The following is a 23,914-nucleotide window of genomic DNA, read 5'->3' on the forward strand; positions in this document are numbered from 1 at the left end:
GGCGGCGCCCGCGCGGCTCAGACCTTGCCGAGCATCGGGAACTCGCTCGTGAGCGGCGAATCCGACGGCGGAACGCGCTCGCGCTTGCGCGGGCGGCGGTTCAGCACCTGCTTGAGCTTCGCCTTCAGCAGGGCGAGGTCGAAGGGCTTGAGGATGAAGGCGTCGGCCCCCGCGAGGTGCGCCACGTTGATGTCCTCGAACCCGAAGGCCGTCTCGGTGAGGATGAAGGGCGTGTTCACCAGGGTGTCGTCGGCGCGGATCTCGCGCAGGAGCTGGATCCCGTCCATCGGCTCCATGTCGAGGTCCGAGATCACGAGGCCGTACTTGCGCGCGCGGAGCATCTCGAGCGCCTGAGGCCCGTCCGTCGCCCCGTCGACCTCCGGAAAGCCGAGCCGGTTCATCAGTTCGGTGACGAGGCGAAGGAGCTTCACCTGATCGTCGACGATGAGGATCGGAGGAGCGTCGCTCATGCGGACCAACCAGACCTGTTTGCGGTGACGCGCCGGCCGAGGGCGGCGCGTGCGATGGGCGAACACCACCGCAAAATGATTGAGGAAGCGCTACGCCGATCCGTCACCTCTCCCCGTCGAGCCTCAGACGAAGAGGTGATCGATGCCCTGCTTGGCCATCGAGTCGGCCTGCAACGCCCGCGCGAGATTGTGGACGATTCCCGCCTTCGGCGTTCCGCGCTGGAGCATCGGCAGGATGTTGGCCTTCTGAAACAGGGCATCATTCGCCGCGTTGCGCTGGACGATGTTGAACGAGGTGAAGAACTCGCGCTTGACGATCTCGCGCCACTCGATGATCTGGACGTCGCGGTGGCGCCGGTCGTTGGCGATGCGCGCGAAGGTGTCCTGCACGGATTGGCGCTCGCCCTCCAGCACCTGGATGAAGTAGCCCTGCTCCAGGAGCAGGAAGCTCGTGATGACCGAGAACTCGTTGCGCTTCTGCGCGTGGCGGGCGATCTCGCCGAGTTCCCGCGCGCGCGTCCCCGGCTCGGCGGAGAGCAGCGCGCGCGAGAAGTAGATCAGGTGGATGAGGTTGTTCCGCTTGCTGCGCATGCGTCGAGCCCGCCGGGGTTGCCCCCCTGCATAGCCGGCCCGCGCTCAACGGCGGGTAAAGACGCCCTCCTGCATTGTGCCGTTGCGGAAAAGTCCCGGCAAAATGTGCCCGCCATCCGGCCCGGCTGGGCAGGATCTGCCGCCCTGCGGGCGGTCGAGCCCTAGCAATATCAATGACTTGGCTTTGGCACCGGGCTTGCGGCAATCCCCGCACCGACGCGGCCAGGAAGTGCGGTGATGGACGTTTTCAGCGCGATGCAGACCGCGGTCTCGGGCCTCCAGGCCCAGGCCTTCTCGCTCAACAACATCTCGGGCAACATCGCGAATGCCCAGACCACGGGCTATCGCCGCATCGACACGACCTTCGCCGACCTGCTGGCGGAGCAGCCGAACGACCGGCAGACCAGCGGCTCGGTGGCGGCCTCGTCCCAGTTCACCAACACGCTGCAGGGCAACATCGCCTCGACCGGCATCACCACCAACATGGCGCTCAACGGGGGCGGCTTCTTCGTGGTGCGCACCCCGAGCGCGACGAGCGGCGGGCAGCCGAGCTTCACGAGCCAGGACCTCTACACCCGCCGCGGCGACTTCGCCGTCGACAAGGACGGCTACCTCGTGAACGGGGCCGGCTCCTACCTGGTGGGCCAGAGCCTCGATCCCCGGACCGGCCAGGCGACCGGGAACGGGGTCATCCGGATCGGGAACCAAGCGCTGCCGGCCCAGGCCACCACCACCATCAGCTACGCGGCCAACCTGCCGAGCACGCCCGGCACCACGGGACCGGCCGTGCTCGGCGCCCTCGCGGGGGGCGACGTGCGGGTGATGTCGGGCACCAGCGCGAGCCCCGCCACGGTGGCGGCCTCCGACAGCGGCAGCTTCCTCGCCTCCAGCCTCTCGGGCGGGTCGCTCACCGCCTATTCGGCGGCCGGCGGGCCCGTGAACCTGCAGCTGCGCTGGGCCAAGGTCGCCGCCGCGGACAGCGCCGCGGGCACCGGCGACACCTGGAACCTGTTCTACGCCAAGCAGAACGGCACGGACTCGACCGCCACCGCCTGGACCAATGCGGGGACCGCCTTCACGTTCAACGCCAGCGGCCAGCTCACGACGCCGGCCGGCGGTTCGGCCACGATCCCGAACGTCACGGTCGACGGCGTCCCGCTCGGCACGCTCACGCTGAACACGGCGTCGGGCGGCCTCACCCAGTACGGCGCGGCGGGCGGCCAGGTGACGACCAATACCCTGCAGCAGAACGGCTCCGCCTCCGGCACGCTCAGGAGCTTGGCGGTGACCAGCGACGGCCGCGTCACCGGCACCTACTCGAACGGCACCACCGCCACCCTCGCGCAGGTCGGCATCGCCCGGTTCAACGCCCCCGACGCGCTCAAGGCCGAGTCGCTCGGCAACTACGCCCAGACGGTGGAATCGGGCGGCCCGGTCTCGGGCCTCGCCGGCACCACCGTCGTGGGCGGCAACGTCGAGCAGTCGAACACCGACACGGCCAACGAGTTCTCGAAGCTCATCATCACGCAGCAGGCCTATTCGGCCAACACGCGGGTGATGTCGACCGCCCAGCAGATGATGTCCGACCTCGTCAACATCATCCGGTGACGGGGCCGGCGCGGCAGCCCTCCGGACCGGCCCCGCGCTGACCCTGCGATGCTCCCGCCCGAGGTGCGCCCATGGCCCTGAACGCGCTCAACACCGCCGCGGCCGGCCTGCAGGTCACGCAGGCCGCGATCGGGATCGTCTCGCAGAACGTCGCCAACCAGGGCACGCCCGGCTACGTCCGGCGCACGCTCACGCCGGTCTCGCAGCCCGGGAATTCGGGCGTCGCGACCGGGACGGTGACGCGCGCCCTCGACGCCTCGGCCCTGCGGCAGCTCCGCCTGGAGACGGCGGGGGCGGCCTACACGGACCTCGTCTCCTCGGTGCACGCGCAGATCGACGCGCTGTACGGCCCGCCCGGCAGCGATTCCGCCCTCGACGGCATCACCAACGCGTTCGCGGCCTCGCTCCGGACCCTGGCGAGCGACCCCGCCTCGGCGGCGAACCGCTCCGCGGCGGTGACCGCCGCCGGGCGCCTCGCCGGCAAGGTCGCGGACGCGGCGAACGGGGTGCAGCAGCTGCGCAGCGGGCTGGAGACGCAGCTCGGCGCGGACGTGGCCTCGGCCAGCACCCTCCTGTCGCGGATCGCCGACCTCAACCTGCGGATCGCCGCGGCGGGCGGCGGGGCAGGGGACTCGCGCGCGGCCGACCTCGCCGACCAGCGCGACCAGGCCATCACCGACCTCGCCAAGTACATGGACGTGCAGACGAGTCCGGCGGCGGACGGCACGGTCTCCGTGCAGACCGGCTCCGGCGTCACCCTCGTCGACCACGGGGCGGCGGCCAGCCTGCGCTTCGACGGGCGCGGCGCGCTCGGCCCCTCATCGCGCTACGGCACGGACGCGACGGCGCGGGGCGTCGGCACCATCACGGCGGTGACGCCCTCCGGCGCCCGCATCGACCTCCTGGCCGATCAGGGCATCCGCTCCGGCGCGATCGCCGCGGCGGTGTCGCTGCGCGACGACACGCTGGTCCAGGCGCAGCGGCAGCTCGACGACCTCGCGGCCGGCCTGTCGCGGGCGATGAGCGACCGGCAGGCCACCGGCACGCCCGCCACGGGCGCGGCCGGCAGCGGCTTCGACATTGACCTCACCGGCCTCCAGGCCGGCAACGCGGTGACGCTCGGCCTGCGCAGCGCCGCGGGGGTGAACCGCAACGTCATCCTGGTGCCGACGGGCGGGAACGCCCCCAGCCCGATCGACCCGGCCCTGACCGACGACCCGACCGCCCTCGTGGTGCCCTTCGACATCTCGGGCGGTTCCTCGACCTACGCCGGCGCCATCGCGGCGGCCCTCGGCCCCGGCTTCACGGTGAGCGCCGTCCCCTCCGGCGCCGCGGGCGCCGTGCGCATCCTGGCGAGCGGCGTCGCGCTGACCTCCGCCTCGGCCTCGATCACCGTGCCGACGAGCCCGACCGACACGCGCAACGGGGCGCCGCAGATCCCGCTCTTCGTCGATTCGGGCCACGGCGGCAGCGTCTACACGGGCTCGTTCGAGGGCGGCGCGCACCTCACCGGCCTCGCCCAGCGGCTCGCGGTCAACGGGGCGATCGCCGCCGACACCTCGCGCCTCGTCGCCTCCGCGGACGGGACCCAGGACGCGGACGCGGCGCGCCCGAGCTTCCTCGCCGACGCGCTCACCCGCGAGAGCCGCACCTTCTCGGCGGCGAGCGGCATCGGCGGCGTGCAGGCGCCCGCCCGCGCCAGCGTGCAGGCCTTCGCGCAGGCGGTCATCGCCGCGCAGGGCGCCGCCGCCGCGCAGGCGGGCCAGCTCGACGAGGGGCAGAAGATCGCCCTCTCGACGGCCCAGGGCCGCTTCAGCGAGACGTCCGGCGTCACCATCGACGAGGAGCTCTCCCGGCTGATCCAGCTCCAATCCGCCTACAGCGCCAATGCCCGGGTGCTGACGGCGGCCCGGGACGTCCTGGACACGCTGATGCGGATCTGACGCGATGACGATCTCTCCCTACGCGGCCGGCACCTACGCGGGCGACCTCAACGCCCGCAGGCTCATCGGCCTCAAGAGCCAGCTCGACGGGCTCTCGACGCAGCTCAGCACCGGCAAGGTGGCGCAGACCTACGGGGCGCTCGGCACGGCGCGGAGCACCAGCCTGTCCGCGCACGCGCAGGTCTCCGCCCTCGACGCCTCCGACGCCGCGATCGACCTCGCGAAGACGCGCCTCGACCTCGCCGGGGCCAGCGTCCAGCAGGCGGGCAAGCTCGCCTCCGACACCTGGAGCCAATTCGCCAATCCCGGCACCCAGACCGGAGGCGTCGCGCGCGCCAACCTCAAGGCGATCGCGGCCGGGCGGCTGGGGGGCCTCGTCGACGCGCTCAACCAGCAGACCGGCAACCAGTACCTGTTCGGGGGGCGCACCACCGGCACCGCCCCGGTCGCGACCGCGGACGCGATCCTGAACGGCGATGCGGCGGCGCATCGCGACGGGCTCGGCGCGGTGATCGCCGAGCGCCGCAGCGCCGATCTCGGCACCGGCACGCCCCGGACCGGCCGGCTCTCGCTCGCGCGGAGCGGGAGCGCCGTGACCCTGGCCGAGAGCCAGGACCCGTCCGTGCGGGCGAATTTCGGCTTCACCCTGGCGGGCGCCACCAGCTCCAACCCCTCGGCGATCGCCGTCACCGCGGTGGCCGGCACCGCGGCGAGCGCGAGTCTCGCCTTCGCGAGCCAGCCGAAGGAGGGCGACATCGTGCGGGTCACGGTTCAGAACCCGGACGGCAGCCAGGGCTTCGTCGACCTCACGGCCCGCAGCGGGCCTGCGGGCGGCGACGGCTTCGCCATCGGCGCCAACGCGGCGGCGAGCGCGGCGAATCTCTCCGCGGCGCTGGCGGGCCGCCAAGTGGCCGGCGTGCAAGTGATCGGCGTGCAGAGCGCCGCCCCGCCCGGGGCGAGCGCCGCGCTCGGCGGGGGCAGCCCCGCCTCGGTCTCCGTCGCCGTGAACGCCCAGCCGAGCCCGGGCGACACGGTGCGGGTCACGGTGGGGCTGCGCGACGGCACCAGCAAGGTCATCGTGCTGACGGCCGCGGCGGCGGGCGCGACCGCGCCCGGCAGTTTCGCGATCGGCGCGACGGCGGCGGACACGGCGAAGAACCTCTCGGACGCCCTCGGGAGCGCCCTCGACACCGCCGCGACCACGGACCTCGCCGCGAGTTCGGCGGTGCGGGCCTCCTCGGACTTCTTCGCCGCGTCCGCCTCGCCCGGGCTCGCGCCGCGCCGGGTCGCCCTCGACGCCGCCGGCAACGCCGCCGGCTACCTCGCCGATCCGAGCGGCCGGACGGTGATCTGGTACCGGGGCGACGACACCTCGGCGGATCCGCGCGAGACGGCTCAGGTGCGGATCTCGGACAACGAGACGGTGGGGATCGGCGTGCAGGCGAACGAGGCGCCGCTCCGCGACGCGATGGCGGGCCTCGCGGTGGCGGCGAGCCTGAGCTTCCAGGAAGCATCGAGCGACGACGCGCGCTACGCGGCCTTCTCGGACCGGCTGAAGAGCCTGCTCAGCCCGGATCACGGCCCGACCATCAAGGACATCAGCACGGATCTGACCCTGGCCTCCGGGCGGATCACCGCCCAGAAGACGCAGAACGGCCAGACCCGCCTCGTCCTGCAGAACGCCCTCGCCGGGGTCGAGAATGCCGACACGCAGGAGGTCGCGACCAAGCTCCTCGCCCTGCAGACGCAGCTCCAGGCGAGCTATCAGACCACCGCCACCTTGGCGAAGCTGTCGCTCACGAACTACCTTTAGCCGGGAGCACGGCGGGGAGCGGCCGCTCTCCGCCGCGCTCGCGTCCGAGCCGGCAGCCGGGAAGGATCAGCGACATGAGCCGTGCGATCGCGACGCTGGCGGCGGCCTGCTTCCTCGCCGCACCGGCCCGGGCGCTCGACCTCGACCTGCCCCGCACGCCGACGCCCTGCCTCGCCGAAGGGCCCCGCTTCGCCGCGCTGCCGGGCAGCGGGACCTGCCTGCGGATCGGCGGTCGGGTCGCCGCCGAGGCCGGGACGGCCGGCGGGCGGGGTCCGGCCGCCCGCGAGGCCGCGCGCACCGGCGCGGGCGGGCGCCTCGACCTCGACGCCCGCACCGAGACGGAGGTCGGCCCGGCGCGGGCCTTCATTCGCCTGCGCGCCGGGTCCCCGATGCGCTGAGCGGTCGAGGACGTGGCGATGTCCGGCCCGGGCGCTCCGCCCGATATCGCGGGTTGCGGCGAGGTCGCGGACCGTCACGGCCCTACAGGCTGCGCGACAGGACCAGCGGCGTCGCCCGGGCCGCCCCGTAGGGCGAGGGCATCGGCCGGGCGCGGCCGTAGCCCTGGGGCTGGTCCGCCCGGGCGAGATCCGCCGAGAGCGATTTCAGCAGCCCCTCGGAGACGCTGCGGGCCGTGGCGAGCACCGCCTGGTTGCGCTCCAGCACCGCCGCGAAGCGGCGATGCGCCTCGCGCAGCGCCGCGATCCCGGCCGGGGCGAAGCGCGCCAGCGCCACCGCATTCGCCTTCACCTCCTCCAGCCCGGTCAGGTAGGCGCCGGCCAGGGCCGCCTTCGCGGCCTCGCCCGCCAATCCCTCGCGCAGGCGGCCCGCGCGCACATGCGCGCTCTCCGCCTCCAGGGCGGCTTCGAGGGCGCTCATCCGTCCGAGCGTCTCGGCGACGAGGCGCTCGGCCGCGGCCGCATCCGCGACCCGCACGGGCTCAGGCCGCGGCGGCATTCCCCGCCTCCTGCATGCGCAGCATCTCGCGCATCACCTGGTCGCCGATGCCGACGCCGCCGCTCTTCACGATGCTCTGCGCGTATTCCTTGTTCAGCATCGAGCGGTAGACGCCGCCGCCGGTGCCGTTCTCGCCGAGCGGGCCGTCGGACCCGGTCGACCCGTTCAGCTTGTCGAGGGTCGTCTCCAGGAACATCGACTCGAAGTCCTGCGCGGTCTTCCTGATCTTGGCGGTTCCGCCGGTCGCGGTGCCGAGCGCGGCGCCGGCGACGCCCGCGAGGGCCCGGCCGGCGGCGATCGCCGTGGTGGCGGCGAGAGGAGCGAGGGGGAGCATGGCGGGAATCTCCTTTGCGGCGGGGCCGTCACATCACCTCGATGTCGGCCTGGAGGGCGCCCGAGGCCTTGATGGCCTGCAGGATCGAGATCAGGTCGCGCGGGCCGATGCCGAGCGCGTTGAGGCCGTCCACGAGCTCGCGCAGGCTCACGCCCTCCTTGACGAGGGCGAGCTTGTTGCGGTCGCCGGTCTCGACCTTGATGGCGGTGCGCGGCACCACCACGGTCTGGCCCTGGGACAGGGGTTCGGGCTGGCTGACCTGCGGCTGCTCGGTGATCGTGACGGTGAGGTTGCCCTGCGCCACCGCCACCGTGGAGACGCGCACGTCGCGGCCCATCACGATGATGCCGGAGCGCTCGTCGATCACGACGCGGGCGGTCTGGTCGGGCTCGACCTTGAGCTGCTCGATCTCGGTGAGCAGCCGGATCATGTTGCCCTGGTAGCGCGGCGGCACCTGCAGGGTGACGGTGGAGGGGTCGGTGGGCTCGGCCGTGTCGGCCCCCATGAAGTCGTTGATCGCCGCGGCGATCCGCTTCGAGGTGGTGAGGTCCGGGTTGCGCAGCGAGAGCCGCAGCGCCCGCTGCTGGCCGAGCTTGAACTCGATCTCGCGCTCGATCATGGCGCCGTTGGCGATGCGCCCGTTCGTCGGCACGCCGCGGGTGACCTTGGCGGCGTCGCCCTCGGCCTGGAACCCCGCGATGGCGAGCGACCCCTGCGCCAGGGCGTAGACCTCGCCGTCCGCGCCGAGGAGCGGCGTGACCAGGAGCGTGCCGCCCTGCAGGGACTTGGCGTCCCCCAGCGAGGAGACCGTGACGTCGATCCGGGTGCCCTGGGCGGCGAAGGGCGGCAGGTTCGCCGTCACCATGACGGCGGCGAGGTTCGCCGTGCGCATGGTGGCGCCGCGGGTATTGACCCCGAGGCGCTCCAGCATCGCCTGCACCGATTGCTTGGTGAAGGGCACGTTGTTGAGCGTGTCGCCGGTGCCGTTGAGCCCGACCACGATGCCGTAGCCGACGAGCTGGTTGGGGCGCACGCCCTCGATCGTGGCGAGATCCTTCACCCGCGACAGGGCGCGGGCCGGGCCCGCCGCCAGGGGCGCGGCGAGGCAGAGGAGGAGGATCGGAACGAGGCGGGAGAGACGCATCACGCATCCTGACGGAACGGCCGAGGATCCGGGTGCCAGGACCGTGCCAGCCGCCGCGTCCCGCGAAGTCTCTGAGAATCAAGGATGTTCCTGGCCGGCGAGCGGCCCGGCCGGCCCCGCGCGCCCGGCGGAATCGGCCGGCCCGGCAGCTTTTGCCGGCGCCTTTACGTTTCGTTCACCATGCTGGCGCAGGCTCCCCGTCGATCCCGGCCCTCGCGGAGGCGCTTCGGAGGAGCGCCAAGGAGCGTCATGCGCGTCGATCCCCGCATCGTGACCGCCGCCCCGGGCGGCGGCGTCAGGCGCCCGGCTGAGGGCCCGCAGGCATTCGCGGTCGCGCCCGAGGCCGCGCCGCGCGGCCCCACCAGCGCGGGCGGCGCCGCGACGCTGGCGGGGCTCGACGCGATCCTCACCCTCCAGAGCCAGCCCGACGATCCCGGCGAGCGCCGCCGCCGCAGCGCCCGGCGCGGCCACGACCTGCTCGACGCCCTCGACCGGCTCAAGGCGGCCCTGCTCGGCGGGCGGGTCAGCACCCAGGACCTGAAGGCGATCGCCGCGCGCCTCGCCGAGCGCGGCGGCGCGTCGGGCGATCCGCGCCTCGACGACCTGATCGGGCAGATCGAACTCAGGGCCGAGGTCGAGCTGGCCAAGCTCGGCCTCTCGGGCTGACCGCGTTGACGCCCCGGATCCGATCGCCCAGAAGGGCGCCCGCCCGGACCGGCCGCGATGCTGTTCAACTCCTTCCCGTTCCTCCTCGGCTTCCTGCCGCTGGCCCTGGCCCTGCACGCCCTGGTGCTGCGGTTGCGGCCCGGCTGGCGCCTGCCGTTGCTGGTCCTGCTGTCCTTCGCCTTCTACGGCTGGTGGGATCCGCGCTTCGTGCCCCTGCTCGCCGGCTCGATCGGCCTCAACTGGCTCGTGGCGCGTCGGGCCGGCCCGGGCGGGGGGCGCCGGGCGATCCCGGCGGCGATCGTCGCCAACCTCGCGCTCCTCGCCCTGTTCAAGTACGCGGGCTGGCTGACGGACCTCGCGAACCTCGTGCCGGGTCTCGACCTGACGCGGCCGAGCCTCGCCCTGCCGCTCGGCATCTCGTTCTTCACCTTCCACCACATCATGTACCTCGTCGATCTGCGGGCGGGCCGCGCCCCGCCGGTCGATCTCACCCGCTACGCCCTCTACCTCGCCTTCTTCCCGCAGGTGCTGGCGGGGCCGCTGGTGCGCTGGAGCGAGATCCTCCACCAATTCGACGCGCCCCCCTCGGCGGGCCCGGAGGCCGCCCCGCGGCTCGCCCGGGGGCTGATGCTGCTCTGCCTGGGCCTTGCCAAGAAGGTCTTCCTCGGCGATCCGCTCGCGGCCTACGCCAATCCGGTCTTCGAGGCGGCGGCGCAGGGCCAGGCCGTCGCGGTGGCGCAGGCCTGGCAGGCCACGCTCGCCTTCACGTTCCAGATCTACTTCGACTTCTCGGGCTACACCGACATGGCGCTCGGCCTCGCGCTCCTGTTCGGGATCGTCCTGCCGCAGAACTTCGACGCTCCCTACCGGGCGACCTCCCTGCGGGACTTCTGGCGGCGCTGGCACATGACCCTGTCGCGCTTCCTGCGCGACTACCTCTACGTGCCGCTCGGGGGCAACCGGCGCGGGCTCGCGGTGCAGCTCGGGGCGCTCCTCGCCACGATGACGCTCGGCGGCCTCTGGCACGGGGCGGGGCTCACCTTCGTGGCCTGGGGCGCGGCGCACGGGCTCGGGCTCGGCGCCGGGCTGCTGTGGCGGCGGGCCGGATGGCCCATGCCGGCTCTCCTCGGCTGGGCGCTGACCTTCGGCTTCGTGACGCTGACCTGGGTGCTGTTCCGCGCCCCCTCCTTCGACGCGGCGGTCGCGATCTACAAGGGGCTCGCCGGCTTCGGGCCGGCCGGGGAGGGGCTGAAGTGGCGCGCCTTCCTGCCGGCCCTGGTCGCGGCGCTCGCCGGGCCGACCGCCTGGGCGGCGGTGCACCGGATCCCGCCCCGGCCCGCCGCCGCCGCCGCCTTCGGCCTCCTGCTCGCCGCCGCGCTGCTGCGGATCGGCGACGAGGCGAACTACACCTTCATCTACTTCCAGTTCTGAGGGCAGCGGCCGCGCCGCGCCGGGCGGCGCGCCGCCGTGGCGCGCGGGCAGCAGGGGGGCGGGCCGGGGCGGTCCGAACCTCGCGTGACGAGGAAGCCACGTTGTCGGGCCATCCTGGCTCGATTATACGCCTGCACCGAACGGCGCCGGCCGCGTAAACTGCGATGTATCGAGGGGCGTGATGGCGAAGGTCGTGATCGAGGACGGTTATGCCCCCAGCGATGCCGAGCCTTTCATGAATGAACGGCAGCGCGAGTATTTCCGCCGTAAGTTGCTGAGCTGGAAGCAGGACATCCTGCGGGAGGCCCAGGACACCCTGGTCGCCCTGCAGACCGAGAACGAGAATCACCCGGACCTGACCGACCGCGCATCATCCGAGACCGATCGGGCGATCGAGCTCCGCGCCCGCGACCGGCAGCGCAAACTGATCGCCAAGATCGACGCGGCGCTCGCCCGGATCGAGGACGGCTCCTACGGCTATTGCGAGGAGACGGGCGAGCCGATCTCCCTCAAGCGCCTGGAGGCGCGGCCGATCGCGACCCTGTCCCTGGAGGCTCAGGAGCGCCACGAGCGCCGCGAGCGCGTCTACCGCGACGATTGATCCGACATCCGATGGATTGCGTCGCGATACGGATGTCGGCGTCGCTCACGCGCCGCGCGGGCGTGTCATCCGCTGTCCGGACGTGATTGTCCCGACAGCGTCTGACCGGGGCCTCCCATGTGGCGCGTCGCCGCGGACGCGCCGGTGCGGCGGCGGCGCGCGATTCGCGGTGGATAGTCTTCGCCGCAGCGCGGCAGCCGCTGGTGTCGGGGCATCGGATCGTCAACATCTCGCTCGGCGAGTGATCGACGGGATGGCGATGTCGACCTGGACGGACGAGCGGATCGAGGAACTGAAGCGGCTCTGGAGCCAGAGCCTGACCGGCACCGAGATCGCCAAGCGCCTCGGGCTGAAGGACCGCAACGCGGTGATGGGCAAGATCCATCGGCTCGGTCTCGCCCGCAAGAACATCGCGGCGGAGGCGAATCCGCCCGCGAACGACACGCGGCCGGCCGAGCCCGAGATGCCGCTGCACCCGATCCTGCTGCTCAAGGAATGGTCCTGCCGCTTCCCGGTCGGCGATCCCCTCGGCAGCGAGTTCCGCTTCTGCGGCGCCAAGCGCCAGCCGGGCCTGCCCTATTGCGAGGCCCATGCGCGCATCGCCTACACGCCGGTCGAGCGCTCGCAGCGCGCGGCGCGGCGCTGAGCATTCCGCGCCGAACCGGTCACCGCTTCGGCGGCGAAGATGATGCGAGACCAAGGGACTTGAGCGGAATGGCCGGGGCCGTTCGGCTCAGCCGGGGGCGGCCGGCGCGGCGCGCCGCGGCCCCCGCCGAGCGGGTTCAGAAGGGCAGCATCACGTCGAGGAATTGCTGCCCGTAGCGGGGCTGCTGCACGTCGGTGATCTGGCCGCGACCGCCATAGGCGATGCGCGCCTCCGCGATCTTGGCCGAATCGATCGTGTTGTCCGATTCGATGTCCTCCGGGCGGATCACCCCGGCGACGACGAGTTCGCGCACCTCGAAATTGACCCGGATCTCCTGCTTGCCCTCGACCACGAGGTTGCCGTTCGGGAGCACCTGCGTGACGATCGCCGCCACGTTGGTGGTTACGGTCTCGGCCCGCTGGATCGAGCCCGCCCCGTCGTTGCTCATGGTGGACGCGGTGTCGAGCAGGTTCTTGGGATCGGCCGCGCCGATGAGCTTGGCGCTCTTCTCCAGCCCGAACGCGTTCGGGACGCCGAAAGCCTCGGTATTCGCCCGCGAGCGCTTGGTCTCGTTATTGAGGTTGGCCTTGTCGGTGACGTTGACCTTCACGGTGACGAGATCGCCGACCTTGGCGGCGCGCTGATCCTTGAAGAAGGCGCGCGAGCCGGTGCGCCAGAGGGAGTTCGGCGCGTAGGAGACCGGTTGAACCTCCGGCATCGGCAGGCGCACCGGCTTGTAGCCGGCCTGGGCGGTCGGGTCCTCGATGGCCGAGAGGGGCGGCCGCGCACCGATCTGGCTCAGCCGGTCGACCGTGTTGCAGGCCGAGAGGCCGGCCCCGAGCAGGCAGGCGAGGGCGAGGCGGGAGGCGAGGGGCATGGCGGTCACGGGCGGGCGGGGAGCGCGGCGGCGAGGCTGGCGGGGCGCGGGGCGGGGCCGACGCTGACCCGGCCGGGGCCGACCACCGTGCCCTGCAGCACCTTCTTGGAGACGGGGTTGACGACCGAGACCGTCGCGCCGAGCGGACCGCCCTCGCGGGCCAGCCCGCCCAGGGCGAGGCTCACTCCCGGCCCCTCGTAGAGGATCGTCACCGCCTCGCCCCGCTGGACGAGGTCGGGTCGGGCGAGGTCGGCGCTCCGCAGGGGCTGACCGGGGGCGAGGGCGCGCTGGGCGACCTGGCCCACCAGGGACGCGGCGTCCGCCACGCCGTCGGGCGGCGCGGCGTCCCGGGGGCGCCGCTCCAGCGTCACGTCCTGCGGCCCGACCGTCTCGCCCCGGGCCAGCGGCCGGGCGAGCACCGCGACCTCGACCATCTCGATGACCTGCCCGGATACCCGCAGGGAGGCTTGGCGCTCGCCCACCGTGACGAGGCCCGAGACCCGGCGGCTGCGCGGATCGTAGGTCACCTCCGCGGCGTGGGCCGGGGCGTCGAGATCCACCGGCACGGTCAGCACCGGCGCCTCGCCGTCGAAGGCCACCGAGAGGCTCGCCGCGTCGAGGCCCCGCAGGCGGGCCAGGGCCTCGCGCAGGGCGGCCTCGATCTCGGGGGCGGCGATGCGGCGCGCCGCCCGCTGCACGGTGACCTGGAGGCGGCCGCCGCTCTCCGGCGGCTCGACCCCGAGATGGGCCGCCGCCTCCATGATGCGGCGCACCTGGATCGTCCCGGTGGCGCCGAGGGCCGGCGCCCGGAACAGGGGCCGCTCCGCGAGCTCCGCGGGCGCGCCGGACACGAGGTCGCCGAGGGTGATCACGTCGCGGCGGGCCGTGATGTCCCCCCGCAGCACCGGGCGCTCGGGCCCGGCCGCGAGCACCGGCAGGGTCAGGAAGCCGAGCGCGACGAGGGCGAGGGCCGTGCGGCCGAGGATGCCGGCGCTGAGCAGCGCGCAGGTCCTCGCGCGCACCGGCGGCTCATGGGGATCGAAGCTCATCTGGGCTGACCTCGGAGGCTACCCGCGGAACATCTGCGAGGTGGTGGAGAGCATCTGGTCGGCGGCGGTGACGACCTTCGAGTTCATCTCGTAGGCGCGCTGCGCGGCGATCAGGGACGAGATCTCGGTGACGGCGTTGACGTTCGCCTCCTCGAGGTAGCTCTGCTGGAGGCTCCCGAAGCCCTCGGTCCCGGGATTGCCCTGAATCGCCGGCCCGGAGGCCTGGGTCTCGATGAAGAGGTTGTCGCCGATCGATTCGAGCCCGACCTTGTTGACGAAGCGCGCGAGCTGGATCTGGCCGAGATTCTGCGGCGCGGTCTGGCCCGGCAGCGTGGCCTGCACCAGCCCCGAGGCGCTGATCGTCACGGCGGTGGCGTTGTTCGGCACCGTGATCGCCGGGTTGAGCAGGTAGCCGTCGCGGCTGACGATCTGGCCCTGCGCGTCGAGGTCGAACGAGCCGTCCCGCGTGTAGGCGGTGCGCCCGTCCGGCATCGTGATCTGGAACAGGCCCTCGCCGCGGATCGCGACGTCGTAGGTCTTCTCCGTGGAGGAGAGCGTGCCCTGGCTCATCACCCGGGCGGTCGAGGTGGTCTTGACGCCCGAGCCGAGGGCGAGGCCGGCGGGCAGCTGGTTGCCCTGGTCGGAGGTCGCCGTCCCGGCCCGGCGCAGGTTCTGGTAGAGCAGGTCCTGGAAATGCGCCTGCTGGCGCTTGTAGCCGGTGGTGCGCAGGTTCGCGATGTTGTTGGAGATGACCTGGACGTTGAGTTCCTGGGCCGCCATCCCGGTGGCGGCGGCGTAGAGGGCGCGCATCGCGGCTCACTCCTCAGGCGTTGCCGACATCGGCGAGGCGCTGGATGGCGCTGCCGCGCAGGGAATCCATGCGCGCGATCGTGTCGGCGACGAGCGCGTAGACGCGGTTGACCTCCATCATGCGGGTCATGGTGAGCACCGGGCTGACGTTGGAGCGTTCGAGGGCGCCGGGCTCGATCCGCGCCAGGGGGCCGGCGGGCCGCGGCGGCGCCGAGGCGGCGTAGAGGTTCGCCCCCGCATTGGTGAGCTGGCGCGGATCCGCGAAGGCCACGAGGCGGATCCGGCCCCGGTTGCCCTGGCTGGTCGAGACGGTGCCGTCCGCCCCGATCGCCAGCCCCGTCTCCTGCGGGTTGATCTGGATCGGCCCGCCCTCGCCGAGGACGAGGTTGCCGTCGCTCGTGACCAGCTGGCCCTGCGCGTTGAGCTCGAAGGCGCCGTTGCGGGTGTAGCGCTCGCCCTGCGGCGTCTGCACGGCGAAGAAGGCGTCGCCCCGGATCGCCGCGTTGAGCGGGTTGCCGGTCGACTCGATCGGCCCCTGCGCGAGGTCGAGGGGCGTGCCCGCGTCGATGACGTAGGACAGGCGCCGGTCCGGCATCCGGAAGGTCTCGGCCCGGGCCTTGGGCATCAGGTATTCCTGGAAATGCGTCGTGCGGCCCTTGAAGCCCGTCGTCGAGACGTTCGCCATGTTGTTGGCGATCACCTCGAGTTCGCGCCCGAGCGCCATCTGGGCCGAGAGACCGATCAACTGCGCGTTCTGCATCGTCCCTGCGCTCCGCGAACCCTTCCCCGCCGGGTCGGCAGGGAGAGGGGATCGCAGGGGCCGTGCCAGGTCGCGCCGGCGGGGAAAATCCTTGCGCGACAGCAGCTTGGACGAATGCCCGGCGCTCCCGGCCGCGAGCCGGGAGCGCCGGGCGGCAGCTTCGACCCGGCAGGATCTGCCGCCTTAACGGCGGATTAACCATGCTCCTTTACCGTTTGTGCCGCACGCCCCGCCGGTCGGGCGGGTTGCGGGACGCGGTCAGCCATGGCGAAGAAGCCGAAGAAGGCGCCCGAGGGCGAGGAGGGCGAGGAGGGCGGGGGCCCGGAGGCGAAGCGCGGGAAGACGCTCGCCCTGGTCGCGGGCGCGCTCGTCGTCCTGCTCCTGGCGGGCGGCGGCTACGGCTTCGTGAAGTACCGCGCCGGAAAGACCGAGGAGGTGGCCGAGGCCAAGCCCGCCATCACCTTCCTGGACGTGCGCGACCTCGTGATGAACCTCACCCCGGATGTCGGGCAGCCGAACGTGCGCTTCATCAAGCTGAAGGTCGCCCTGGAGGTCCACGACCCGAAGACGGCGGCCGAGATCCAGCCGCTGATGCCGCGCATCGAGGACGCCTTCCAGGTCTACATCCGCGAGATGCGCCCGGCCGATTTCGACGGCTCGATCGGCACCTACCGGTTGCGGGAGGAATTGCTGCGGCGCGTCAACGTCGCGGTCTACCCGGCCCGGGTGGACGCCGTGCTGTTCAAGGAATTCGTGATCCAGTAGCCGCGGGAAGGGACCAGCACCTTGGCCGGACCGGACGACGAGATCCTGGACGACGACTGGGCGGCGGCGCTCGCCGAGCAGAATGCCGGCGGCGACGCCTCCCTGGCGGAGGAATGGGGCGCGGCCCTCGCCGAGCAGGGCACGACCCTGTCGAGCGACATGGCGGCCGAATGGGCCAACATGATCGACGAGGGCGAGGCCGAGAACCTCCCCGAACTCGCCGGGAACGACCGGATCCTCAACCAGGAGGAGATTGACCAAGTCCTCGGCTTCTCGCTGAGGGAACTCTCGGCCTCGGGCGCGGGCGGCATCCGCGCGATCGTCGATTCGGGCGTCGTCTCCTACGAACGCCTGCCGATGCTGGAGATCATCTTCGACCGGATGATCCGGTTGTTGTCGACCTCCCTGCGCAACTTCTTCCAGGACAACGTCGAGGTCACGCTCGACAACATCACCTCGGTGCGCTTCGGCGACTACCTCAACGCGATTCCGCTACCGACGCTGCTCGGCGTGTTCAAGGCCGACCTGTGGGAGAATTCCGGCCTCGTCACGGTCGATTCGAACCTCGCCTACGCGACGCTCGACCTGCTGCTCGGCGGCAAGCGCGGCACGACGACGATCCGCCTCGACGGGCGGCCCTTCACCAGCATCGAGATGTCGCTGGTGCGGCGCATGCTGGAGATCATCCTCGGCGACCTCGAAGCCTCCTTCCAGCCCCTCTCGCCGGTGCGCTTCCAGATCGACCGGCTCGAATCGAACCCGCGCTTCGCCACCATCACCCGGCCGGCCAACGCCGCCATCCTGATCGACCTCAAGCTCGACATGGAGGGCCGCGGCGGCCTGCTGCAGATCCTGTTCCCCTACGCCACGATCGAGCCGATCCGCGACCTGCTGCTGCAGAGCTTCATGGGCGAGAAGCTCGGGCGGGACCACGTCTGGGAGGGGCACCTCGCCACCGAGATCTGGCAGGCCGAGGTCGAGGTGGAGGCGGTGCTCCACCAGATGACCCTGCCGCTCAAGCGCGTCCTCGCCCTCGAAGTGGGCGACACGATCCTGTTCGACGCCAAGCCCACGGACCTCATCACCCTGCGCTGCGGCGACTGGGCGCTGAGCCAGGGGCGGATCGGGCGGCTGGAGGACAGCATCGCGGTCCAGGTCACCCGCCCGCTCCGGCGCGCCCGCACCACCTTCGCGGCCTTCGAGGCCTCGATGAAGAACCAGAAGGACGGCTGAACCGTGTCCCACGCCCTCGCGCAAGCGGCTTCGCCATGACAGCCCTGGTCGGATTGCTGGCCGACGGGCTCGTCGCCGTGCTCCTCGTCGCGAGCATCGTCTCGTCGGTGACGCTGAGCCGCCGCATCGTGCGGCTCAAGGCCGACGAATCCGCCATGCGCCGCACCATCGGCGACCTCATGATCGCGACCGAATCGGCCGAGCGGGCCATCACCGGGCTTCGCGCGACGCTCGGCGCCTGCGAGCGCACCCTGGCCGAGCGCCTCACCGTGGCGGAGGCGACGACGGCGGGGCTCGCCGAGCAGGTCCGGGCCGGCGAGGAGGTGGTGGAGCGCATCGCCCGCATCGTCGCCCAGGCACGCCCGGCCGCGGCCGCGGCCGCGCCCGCCGTGATGTCCGCCGCCCCGGCCCGGGCGCCCGCCGCCCCGCCCGAGCCCTCGACCGCCGAGCGCCTCGGCGCCGCCGCCGCCGCCGCCCGCGCGCTCAGCGAGCGGGCCCTCAACCGCCTCCAGAGCCAGGCCGCATGAGCGGAACCCTGCGGCGGCTGGCCGCGCGGCTCGCCGGGACGCGGCCCACCCATCGCCCGTCCGGGCCAGAGGCCAGGCCAGGCGTCAAGCCAGACGTCAAGCCAGACGCCAAGCCCCGCGCCGGACGCGGGCGGCCCTCGCCCGGCAAGCTCGTCAAGAAGCCCTCCTGGCGGGGGCCGAGCCCGCGCCTGCGGCTCGTGGATGCGGTCGCGCTCGCGGCGGGCGGCCTGCTGATCCTCAAGCTCCTCAGCCTCGCGGCGGAGGACGGCCCGGCGCGCCGCACGGATTTCGCCCGCGTGCTCTCGCATGCCCGCGCGGGGGCCGAGCTGCCGGACCCCTCGGTGACCGGCTCGGTCGGGTCGAAGGAGGAGGCCGAGCGGGAGACCAGGGAGGCGGGCAGGGAGCCGCCCGCGTCCCGGCCCGCCCCCAGGGCCGCGCCCGAGGGCGCCTCCAGCGAGCGGGCGATCCTCGAGAAGCTCGGCGCCCGCCGCGACGCGCTGCAGCAGCGCAACCGCGACCTCGACACCCGCGAGCAGCTCCTCGAGAACGCCGAGCGCCGGCTGGAGACGCGCATCCGCGACCTGAAATCCCTGGAGGACAAGGCCGAGGGCGCCGCCGTGGCCAAGCGCGGCGAGAGCGAGGCGGCGGGGTTGAAGCCCCTCGTCACCATGTACGAGACCATGAAGCCGAAGGAGGCGGCGCGCGTCTTCGACCGGCTCTCCCTCGACGTGCTGGTGCCGGTCGTGGTGGCGATGAACCCGCGCAAGATGGCCGAGGTGCTGGCGGTGATGCAGCCGGAGGCCGCCGAGAAGCTGACGGTCGCCCTGGCGATGCGCGCCCGCGGCGCCCCCGTCCCGCCGCCCGCGCCGAGCGCCGCCGCGCTGCCCCCGAACGAGTTGCCGGCGATCGAGCCTCCGCCCGGGCGGTGACGCCCCGGCCTCGCCGGACCGGCATCCCGGGGCCCGAGTGCTCCGGCTTCCGACGCGACCACGCGCTACAGCCCGGATAGGCCTTTGGTCCAGATCGGAGGGCCGCTTTCCTTAGGGAAGAATACAGACTTGCCGCCGATCATCCGGCGGATTCGAGCAATCGGGAGCTCCCCATGCGGTCCCTGTCGATCCGCGTCGTCGTCATGTCACTGTCGCTAGGGCTCGGGCTCGCCGCGGTCGCGCTCGCGGCGTTCCAGCTCGCCGGGCTGATCGACCGCAGGGAGGTCGCCGACCGGGTCGCGACCTACGTGGCGGCCGACCGGGCGCTCTTCCTCGGGCTGACCGGGACGCGCCTGGAGCGCGGTTACGGCTTCACCGCCCTGATGCAGGACCTCGAGACCGGTCGCTGGAACCGGGAGAAGTCGCTCGAGGCCCGGCCCGCCCTGGATCAGGCCGTCGCGCGGGCGGTGGGGGAGATGCGCCGCGTGGCGAGCCCCGCCCTGCGCGACAAGGGCGCCGAGATCGACGCGCTCTACGAGGAGTGGAAGCGGCTGCGCCCGTCCGTGACGGCGGCCTACGGCCAGGAGCTCCCGGCGCGCGATCCCGCGCTGGGCAAGCGGATGATGGAACTCGGAACCCGCCTCGTCACGCTCCTCGAAGCGGCCTCCGACGCCGTCGAGACCGAGATCCGCGCGCTGGATCCCGCGCTCTCGGGACATCTCGACGCGCGCATGACGACCTGGCTGGCCCGGACCTCGATCGGGCAGCACGCCTTCGTCACCAACAACCTGATGGCGGCGGGGCGGCCGGCCACGCCGGCCGAGGCGATCGAGCTCGGCCAGGCGGACACCCAGAACCGCAGCGCCTGGCAGCTCGTCGGCCGCATGATCAAGGCCGGCGGCTTCGAGGCCGCGGTGCGCGACGCCTACGCGCGCGCCCAGGACCTGAACTACGCCGGGAGCATGGCGCGGATGCGCGACTCCGCCACCGCCGCGGTGCATGACGGCCGCCCGATCCAGCTGCCGCGCCGGGAATGGGATATGAGCGTCTTCGAGGGCCAGGCCGCCATCGTCGACGTGGCGGTCGCCCTGCTGGACGCGGCCGTCGCCGAGGCCCAGGCCCGCTCGGCGCAGGCCGGCCGGGCGGTGTCCCTCTGCGCGGCGCTGATCGTCGCGCTGGTGCTCCTCACCGGGGCGGCGCTCGTGATCGTGCAGGTCAGGGTGGTGCGCGGCATCCTGAACCTCTCGGTCGCGATGCAGGACCTCGCGGCCGGGCGCATGGACGTCGAGGTGCCGGGGGCGGGACGCCGGGACGAGCTCGGCGCGATGGCGGCGGCCGTGCAGGTTTTCCGCACGAACCTGGTCCACGCCAGGGCGATGGAGGAGCAGGCCTCCCGCGAGCGCCTCTCGGCCCAGGAGCAGCGGCGGGCCGGCCGCCGCCAGCTGGCCGACGCCTTCGAGGCGGCGGTGAGCGGCATCATCACGGTCGTCTCCTCGTCGGCCGACGCGCTGCAGAGTGCCGCCGGCGCGATGACCAGCACCGCGGCCGAGACGGCGGACCGCTCCGCGCGGGTCGCGTCCTCGGCCGAGCGGGCCGCGTCCAACGTCGCGGCGGTGGCGGCCGCGACCGAGGAGCTCGGCGCCTCGGCCCAGGAGATCGGCCGGCAGGTCTCCGGCTCGGCGGATCTCGCCCGCGTGGCGGTCGGCGAGGCGGACCAGACCGCCTCGCTCGTCCACGAACTGAGCGGCGCGGTCGCCCGGATCGGCGACGTGGTGTCGATCATCTCCTCGATCGCGAGCCAGACCAACCTGCTGGCCTTGAACGCCACGATCGAGGCGGCGCGGGCCGGCGAGGCGGGGCGCGGCTTCGCCGTGGTCGCCGCCGAGGTGAAGGCCCTGGCCGACCAGACCGCCAAGGCCACCGACGAGATCGCCCGGCAGATTGGGCAGGTCCAGGGCGCGACCGGCAACGCCGTGGCGGCGATCGGCGGCATCGCGGCGCGGATTCGGGAGATCAGCGGCCTCGCGGTCGCCACCGCCTCGGCGGTCGAGGAGCAGGGCGCGGTCACGCAGGAGATCCTGCGCAACGTCACGCAGGCGGCGGACGGCGCGGGCGAGGTCAGGAACACCATCGCGGGCGTCGCGGGGGCGGCGGAGCGGACCGGCACCACCGCCGGCCAGGTGCTGTCCTCGGCCTCCGACCTCTCGCGCGAGGCGCAGCACCTCTCGGAGGAGGTGACGCGCTTCCTCTCGGGCCTGCGCGCCGCCTGAGCGCGCGGGCCCGGATCAGGCCGGCTCCCCGAGGGCGGTCCCCGCCGTCCGGGCGCGGGGTGAGCGCGCGGGCCTCCGTCGCGGGCGCCCCGCGCCGGGCCGGCGGGGGCCGGCGCGCTCCCGCGCCTCCGCGGGCGCCGGCCGGGCATGCGCGTCGAGGAAGGCCCGGCAGGCCGCGAACTCCGTCCGCGCCTCCTCGGGCAGGTCGGGCAGGCCCGCCTCCCGCGCGAGGGATTCGGCGTAGCGCAGCATGGCGGGCGTGGGCGGGCGCGGGGCGCCCGGCGCGGTCGGCTCCCGCTTCTCCGCGTGCGCGTCGAGGAAGCGCCGGCAGACCGCGGCGTCGCGCGCGACGCCGCGGGGCAGGGGCAGGTTCTTCCGGGCGGCGAGCGCCGTCGCGAAGGCCACCATCGCGTCGCTCGGCGGCCGCCCGGCCGGCGCGGCGGCCGGGCCCTCGACGGCGGCCCGTTCCAGCCCGGCCACTGCGGCGATCAGCGCGTCGAGGCGCGCCCGGGTCCGCTGCCGAAACGTCTCGGCCCGGCTCACCGCCTCGGCGCGCGTCGCGGCCCGGCCGATCTCGGCGAGGTCCGCCTCGAACACCGCGCGCCCGACCGGGTCGCCGTAGGCCGGGAAGACCCGCCGGACGGCGTCGATGAAGGCGAGGCCCGCCTCCGTCACGGTGATCGTGGGGTCGCGGCCCCTGGCGCCGCCCCCGCCCCGGTCGGCGCGGCCGGGGGTGTCGCGCCGGCGCCGCGGGGCGTTGCCCCCCGCACCGGCCCGCGCATCGGCGGGGAGAGCGCCGCCGAGGACGACGTAGCCGCTCTTCTCCAGCTTCGGCAGCACCGCGTCGCGGGTCGCGGCCGTCCCGAGGCCGCGGGGCTCGTTCGGGTTCGCCGGGTTCTCCAGGGCGCGCTTGAGCGCCGGATCCTCCACCTGGTCGATGAGCCGGCCCATCACCACCGGCAGCTCGCCGCGGGTGATCCGGCGCGGCGGCTCGGTCATCGCGCCCTCGACCCGCGCCTCGCCGGCGCGGGCCGCCTCGCCCGGTGCGACCGGCGGCAGGCGCCCGGCCGAGGGCTCGTCCTCCCGCTTCGCCTTGCCGGGCACGGGCTCCTCGTCCTCGGCCTCGGCGCCGTAGACCGCCCGCCAGCCGGGCGCGCGCACGACGCTGCCGGTCACCGCGAAGCGCTTGGGCCCGAGCGCGGTCGCGACCTCGGCCGAGACCGTGGTCCGGGCGTCGATCCCGTCCGGCAGGTGGGCGGCCAGGAAGGCCTTGGCCACCAGCTCCCAGAGCCGCCACGCCTCCGGCCCGACCTCGCCCGGCCGCGGCACCTTGCGCAGCGGCACGATGGCGTGGTGCTCGCCCGGATCCTTGACGTAGTGGCCGCGCGGACCGCGGCGGAGCACGACCGCCCCGGGCGCCGGGACGAGCCCGGCGAGGTCGGGCAGGCTCGCGCCGAGCGCCGCGAGCACGGCCGGCGCGTCGCCGCTCTGGCTCTCCGGCAAGTGCTCGGATTCGGTGCGCGGGTAGCTCAGGAAGCCGCGGTCGTAGAGGTCCTGGGCCAGGGAGGCGGTGCGCTGCGGGTCGAAGCCGAAGCTCTTGGCGCAGCGCCGGGCCAGGGTGTCCTTCGAGAACAGCCGCGGCGGCGGGCGCCGCACGTCCCGCTCGGCGACCGCGAGGGGCCCGGCCCAGCCGCGCGCCGCGGCCGCGATCGCCTCCGCCTCCTCGCGGGCGAAGATCCGCTCCTTCGGCGCGTGCCACAGCGTCAACTCCGCCCCGCTCACCGTTGCGACCGGCAGCGCGATCCGGAAGAATTCCCGCGGCACGAAGTCCCGGATGCGCCGCTCCAGATCGGCCAGCAGCGCGAGGGTCGGCGTCTGCACGCCGCCGAAGCGCCAGGGCTCCCGGAAGGCCGCCGGGCGCAGGCGCAGCGACACCGCCCGGGTGCCGTTGAGTCCGAGATGCCAATCCTCGTAGCGGCGGCAGAGCGCCTCCTGGTAGGCGGCGTAGTCCCGCTCGCCCGAATCCGGGTCGCGCCCCAGGGCCGCGAAGGCGCGCCGGATCGAGACCTCGTCGAGGGCGCCGAGGCGCAGCCGGTCGACCCGGCCGCGATAGCCCAGGTGCTCCAGCACCTCCCAGGCGATCATCGAGCCCTCGCGGCCCGGATCGGTGGCGATGATCACCCGCTCGACCCCGTCGAGGGCCCGGCGGATCGCCGCGATCCGAGCGGCGTGCGAGGCCCCGGACCGGCTCTGCCCGCAGCAGAGCGGGATCTCGTCGACGGCGATCGGCAGGTCCTCGAACCGCCACGCCTTCCAGGCCGGCCTGATCTCGGCGGGTTCCTGCGCGGCGAGCAGGTGCCCCTCGGCGGCGATGCAGACCGTCGTCGGCGCGCGGAAGAAGCGCTGCAGCTCGCGCATCGCCGAGGGCTTCTCGAAGAAGAACAACGTCCTTCCGGCCTGGCCACGGGCCATGGCGCCAGATCCTCAGCGGCA

General features: G+C 73.5%; 23 protein-coding genes. 13 read left to right on the plus strand and 10 right to left on the minus strand.

What is annotated here, in order from left to right:
• Positions 1-17: 17 nt before the first annotated feature.
• On the minus strand, positions 18-470 hold the full coding sequence (locus tag M446_RS20000) for a response regulator (protein ID WP_012333922.1): 453 nt from the start codon (positions 468-470) through the stop codon (positions 18-20).
• A 123-nt stretch (positions 471-593) separates the two neighbouring features.
• Positions 594-1,061, minus strand: coding sequence for a BLUF domain-containing protein (locus M446_RS20005; protein ID WP_012333923.1), 468 nt, complete (start codon positions 1,059-1,061; stop codon positions 594-596).
• A gap of 237 nt (positions 1,062-1,298) precedes the next feature.
• Here M446_RS20005 and M446_RS20010 point away from each other — a divergent pair, with 237 nt between their 5' ends.
• From M446_RS20010 to M446_RS20025, 4 genes are all read left to right on the plus strand, one after another.
• Entirely contained in the window at positions 1,299-2,669 is a 1,371-nt protein-coding gene (locus M446_RS20010) for a flagellar hook protein FlgE (protein ID WP_012333924.1), read from the plus strand.
• A gap of 71 nt (positions 2,670-2,740) precedes the next feature.
• Positions 2,741-4,612 carry a flagellar hook-associated protein FlgK gene (gene flgK, locus M446_RS20015; RefSeq protein WP_012333925.1) on the plus strand — a complete coding sequence of 624 codons (1,872 nt, stop codon included), beginning with the start codon at positions 2,741-2,743 and terminating at the stop codon, positions 4,610-4,612.
• A gap of 4 nt (positions 4,613-4,616) precedes the next feature.
• Positions 4,617-6,425 carry a hypothetical protein gene (locus M446_RS20020; protein ID WP_012333926.1) on the plus strand — a complete coding sequence of 603 codons (1,809 nt, stop codon included), beginning with the start codon at positions 4,617-4,619 and terminating at the stop codon, positions 6,423-6,425.
• 74 nt (positions 6,426-6,499) lie between these two features.
• Positions 6,500-6,823 carry a porin gene (locus tag M446_RS20025; protein WP_012333927.1) on the plus strand — a complete coding sequence of 108 codons (324 nt, stop codon included), beginning with the start codon at positions 6,500-6,502 and terminating at the stop codon, positions 6,821-6,823.
• An 82-nt stretch (positions 6,824-6,905) separates the two neighbouring features.
• Here the strand turns inward: M446_RS20025 and M446_RS20030 are convergent, their stop codons facing one another.
• Genes M446_RS20030 through M446_RS20040 form a run of 3 tightly spaced genes read right to left on the minus strand, consistent with a single transcriptional unit; the run spans position 6,906 to position 8,857 of the window.
• Positions 6,906-7,379: a hypothetical protein gene (locus M446_RS20030; RefSeq protein WP_012333928.1), complete on the minus strand. Its 474-nt coding sequence runs from the start codon at positions 7,377-7,379 to the stop codon at positions 6,906-6,908.
• Entirely contained in the window at positions 7,363-7,713 is a 351-nt protein-coding gene (locus tag M446_RS20035) for a rod-binding protein (protein ID WP_012333929.1), read from the minus strand. The genes M446_RS20030 and M446_RS20035 overlap by 17 nt, the downstream gene beginning before the upstream one ends.
• A gap of 28 nt (positions 7,714-7,741) precedes the next feature.
• Positions 7,742-8,857: a flagellar basal body P-ring protein FlgI gene (locus M446_RS20040; RefSeq protein ID WP_012333930.1), complete on the minus strand. Its 1,116-nt coding sequence runs from the start codon at positions 8,855-8,857 to the stop codon at positions 7,742-7,744.
• A 249-nt stretch (positions 8,858-9,106) separates the two neighbouring features.
• On the opposite strand from M446_RS20040, the gene M446_RS20045 reads away from it, so the two are divergent.
• The 4 genes from M446_RS20045 (at position 9,107) to M446_RS20060 (ending at position 12,201) form a co-directional block, all read left to right on the plus strand.
• Positions 9,107-9,523, plus strand: a complete 417-nt coding sequence (locus tag M446_RS20045) for a flagellar assembly protein FliX (protein ID WP_012333931.1) — start codon at positions 9,107-9,109, stop codon at positions 9,521-9,523.
• A 57-nt stretch (positions 9,524-9,580) separates the two neighbouring features.
• The gene (locus M446_RS20050; protein WP_012333932.1) at positions 9,581-10,954 is read left to right on the plus strand and encodes an MBOAT family O-acyltransferase; all 1,374 of its coding nucleotides are present in this window, start codon (positions 9,581-9,583) and stop codon (positions 10,952-10,954) included.
• Positions 10,955-11,135: 181 nt separating this feature from the next.
• Positions 11,136-11,555: an RNA polymerase-binding protein DksA gene (gene dksA, locus M446_RS20055; RefSeq protein WP_012333933.1), complete on the plus strand. Its 420-nt coding sequence runs from the start codon at positions 11,136-11,138 to the stop codon at positions 11,553-11,555.
• A 253-nt stretch (positions 11,556-11,808) separates the two neighbouring features.
• Complete coding sequence (locus M446_RS20060; protein ID WP_036270822.1) at positions 11,809-12,201, plus strand: GcrA family cell cycle regulator; 393 nt, start codon at positions 11,809-11,811, stop codon at positions 12,199-12,201.
• 136 nt (positions 12,202-12,337) lie between these two features.
• On the opposite strand, the gene flgH is transcribed toward M446_RS20060, so the two are convergent.
• From flgH to flgF, 4 genes are read right to left on the minus strand one after another with little or no spacing between them, the layout of a single operon-like run.
• Complete coding sequence (flgH, locus tag M446_RS20065; protein ID WP_012333935.1) at positions 12,338-13,078, minus strand: flagellar basal body L-ring protein FlgH; 741 nt, start codon at positions 13,076-13,078, stop codon at positions 12,338-12,340.
• A 5-nt stretch (positions 13,079-13,083) separates the two neighbouring features.
• On the minus strand, positions 13,084-14,127 hold the full coding sequence (gene flgA, locus M446_RS20070) for a flagellar basal body P-ring formation chaperone FlgA (RefSeq protein ID WP_012333936.1): 1,044 nt from the start codon (positions 14,125-14,127) through the stop codon (positions 13,084-13,086).
• Between the two features lie 18 nt (positions 14,128-14,145).
• Positions 14,146-14,937: a flagellar basal-body rod protein FlgG gene (gene flgG / locus M446_RS20075; RefSeq protein WP_012333937.1), complete on the minus strand. Its 792-nt coding sequence runs from the start codon at positions 14,935-14,937 to the stop codon at positions 14,146-14,148.
• 13 nt (positions 14,938-14,950) lie between these two features.
• Positions 14,951-15,697, minus strand: coding sequence for a flagellar basal-body rod protein FlgF (gene flgF / locus M446_RS20080; RefSeq protein ID WP_012333938.1), 747 nt, complete (start codon positions 15,695-15,697; stop codon positions 14,951-14,953).
• A gap of 264 nt (positions 15,698-15,961) precedes the next feature.
• On the opposite strand from flgF, the gene fliL reads away from it, so the two are divergent.
• The 5 genes from fliL (at position 15,962) to M446_RS20105 (ending at position 21,421) form a co-directional block, all read left to right on the plus strand.
• Positions 15,962-16,462, plus strand: coding sequence for a flagellar basal body-associated protein FliL (gene fliL, locus M446_RS20085; protein WP_012333939.1), 501 nt, complete (start codon positions 15,962-15,964; stop codon positions 16,460-16,462).
• Positions 16,463-16,483: 21 nt separating this feature from the next.
• On the plus strand, positions 16,484-17,695 hold the full coding sequence (fliM, locus tag M446_RS20090; protein WP_012333940.1) for a flagellar motor switch protein FliM: 1,212 nt from the start codon (positions 16,484-16,486) through the stop codon (positions 17,693-17,695).
• A gap of 35 nt (positions 17,696-17,730) precedes the next feature.
• Entirely contained in the window at positions 17,731-18,222 is a 492-nt protein-coding gene (locus M446_RS38595) for a DUF6468 domain-containing protein (protein WP_012333941.1), read from the plus strand.
• Positions 18,219-19,151 (plus strand): MotE family protein, encoded by a 933-nt coding sequence (locus tag M446_RS20100; protein WP_012333942.1) that lies wholly within the window; start codon positions 18,219-18,221, stop codon positions 19,149-19,151. The genes M446_RS38595 and M446_RS20100 overlap by 4 nt, the downstream gene beginning before the upstream one ends.
• A 173-nt stretch (positions 19,152-19,324) precedes the next feature.
• Positions 19,325-21,421, plus strand: coding sequence for a methyl-accepting chemotaxis protein (locus M446_RS20105; protein WP_012333943.1), 2,097 nt, complete (start codon positions 19,325-19,327; stop codon positions 21,419-21,421).
• A gap of 15 nt (positions 21,422-21,436) precedes the next feature.
• Here the strand turns inward: M446_RS20105 and M446_RS20110 are convergent, their stop codons facing one another.
• The gene (locus M446_RS20110; protein ID WP_265576399.1) at positions 21,437-23,893 is read right to left on the minus strand and encodes a type IA DNA topoisomerase; all 2,457 of its coding nucleotides are present in this window, start codon (positions 23,891-23,893) and stop codon (positions 21,437-21,439) included.
• Between the last annotated feature and the right edge of the window lie 21 nt (positions 23,894-23,914).

Origin of the sequence: Methylobacterium sp. 4-46, from assembly GCF_000019365.1 — a bacterium.
Taxonomy (GTDB): domain Bacteria; phylum Pseudomonadota; class Alphaproteobacteria; order Rhizobiales; family Beijerinckiaceae; genus Methylobacterium.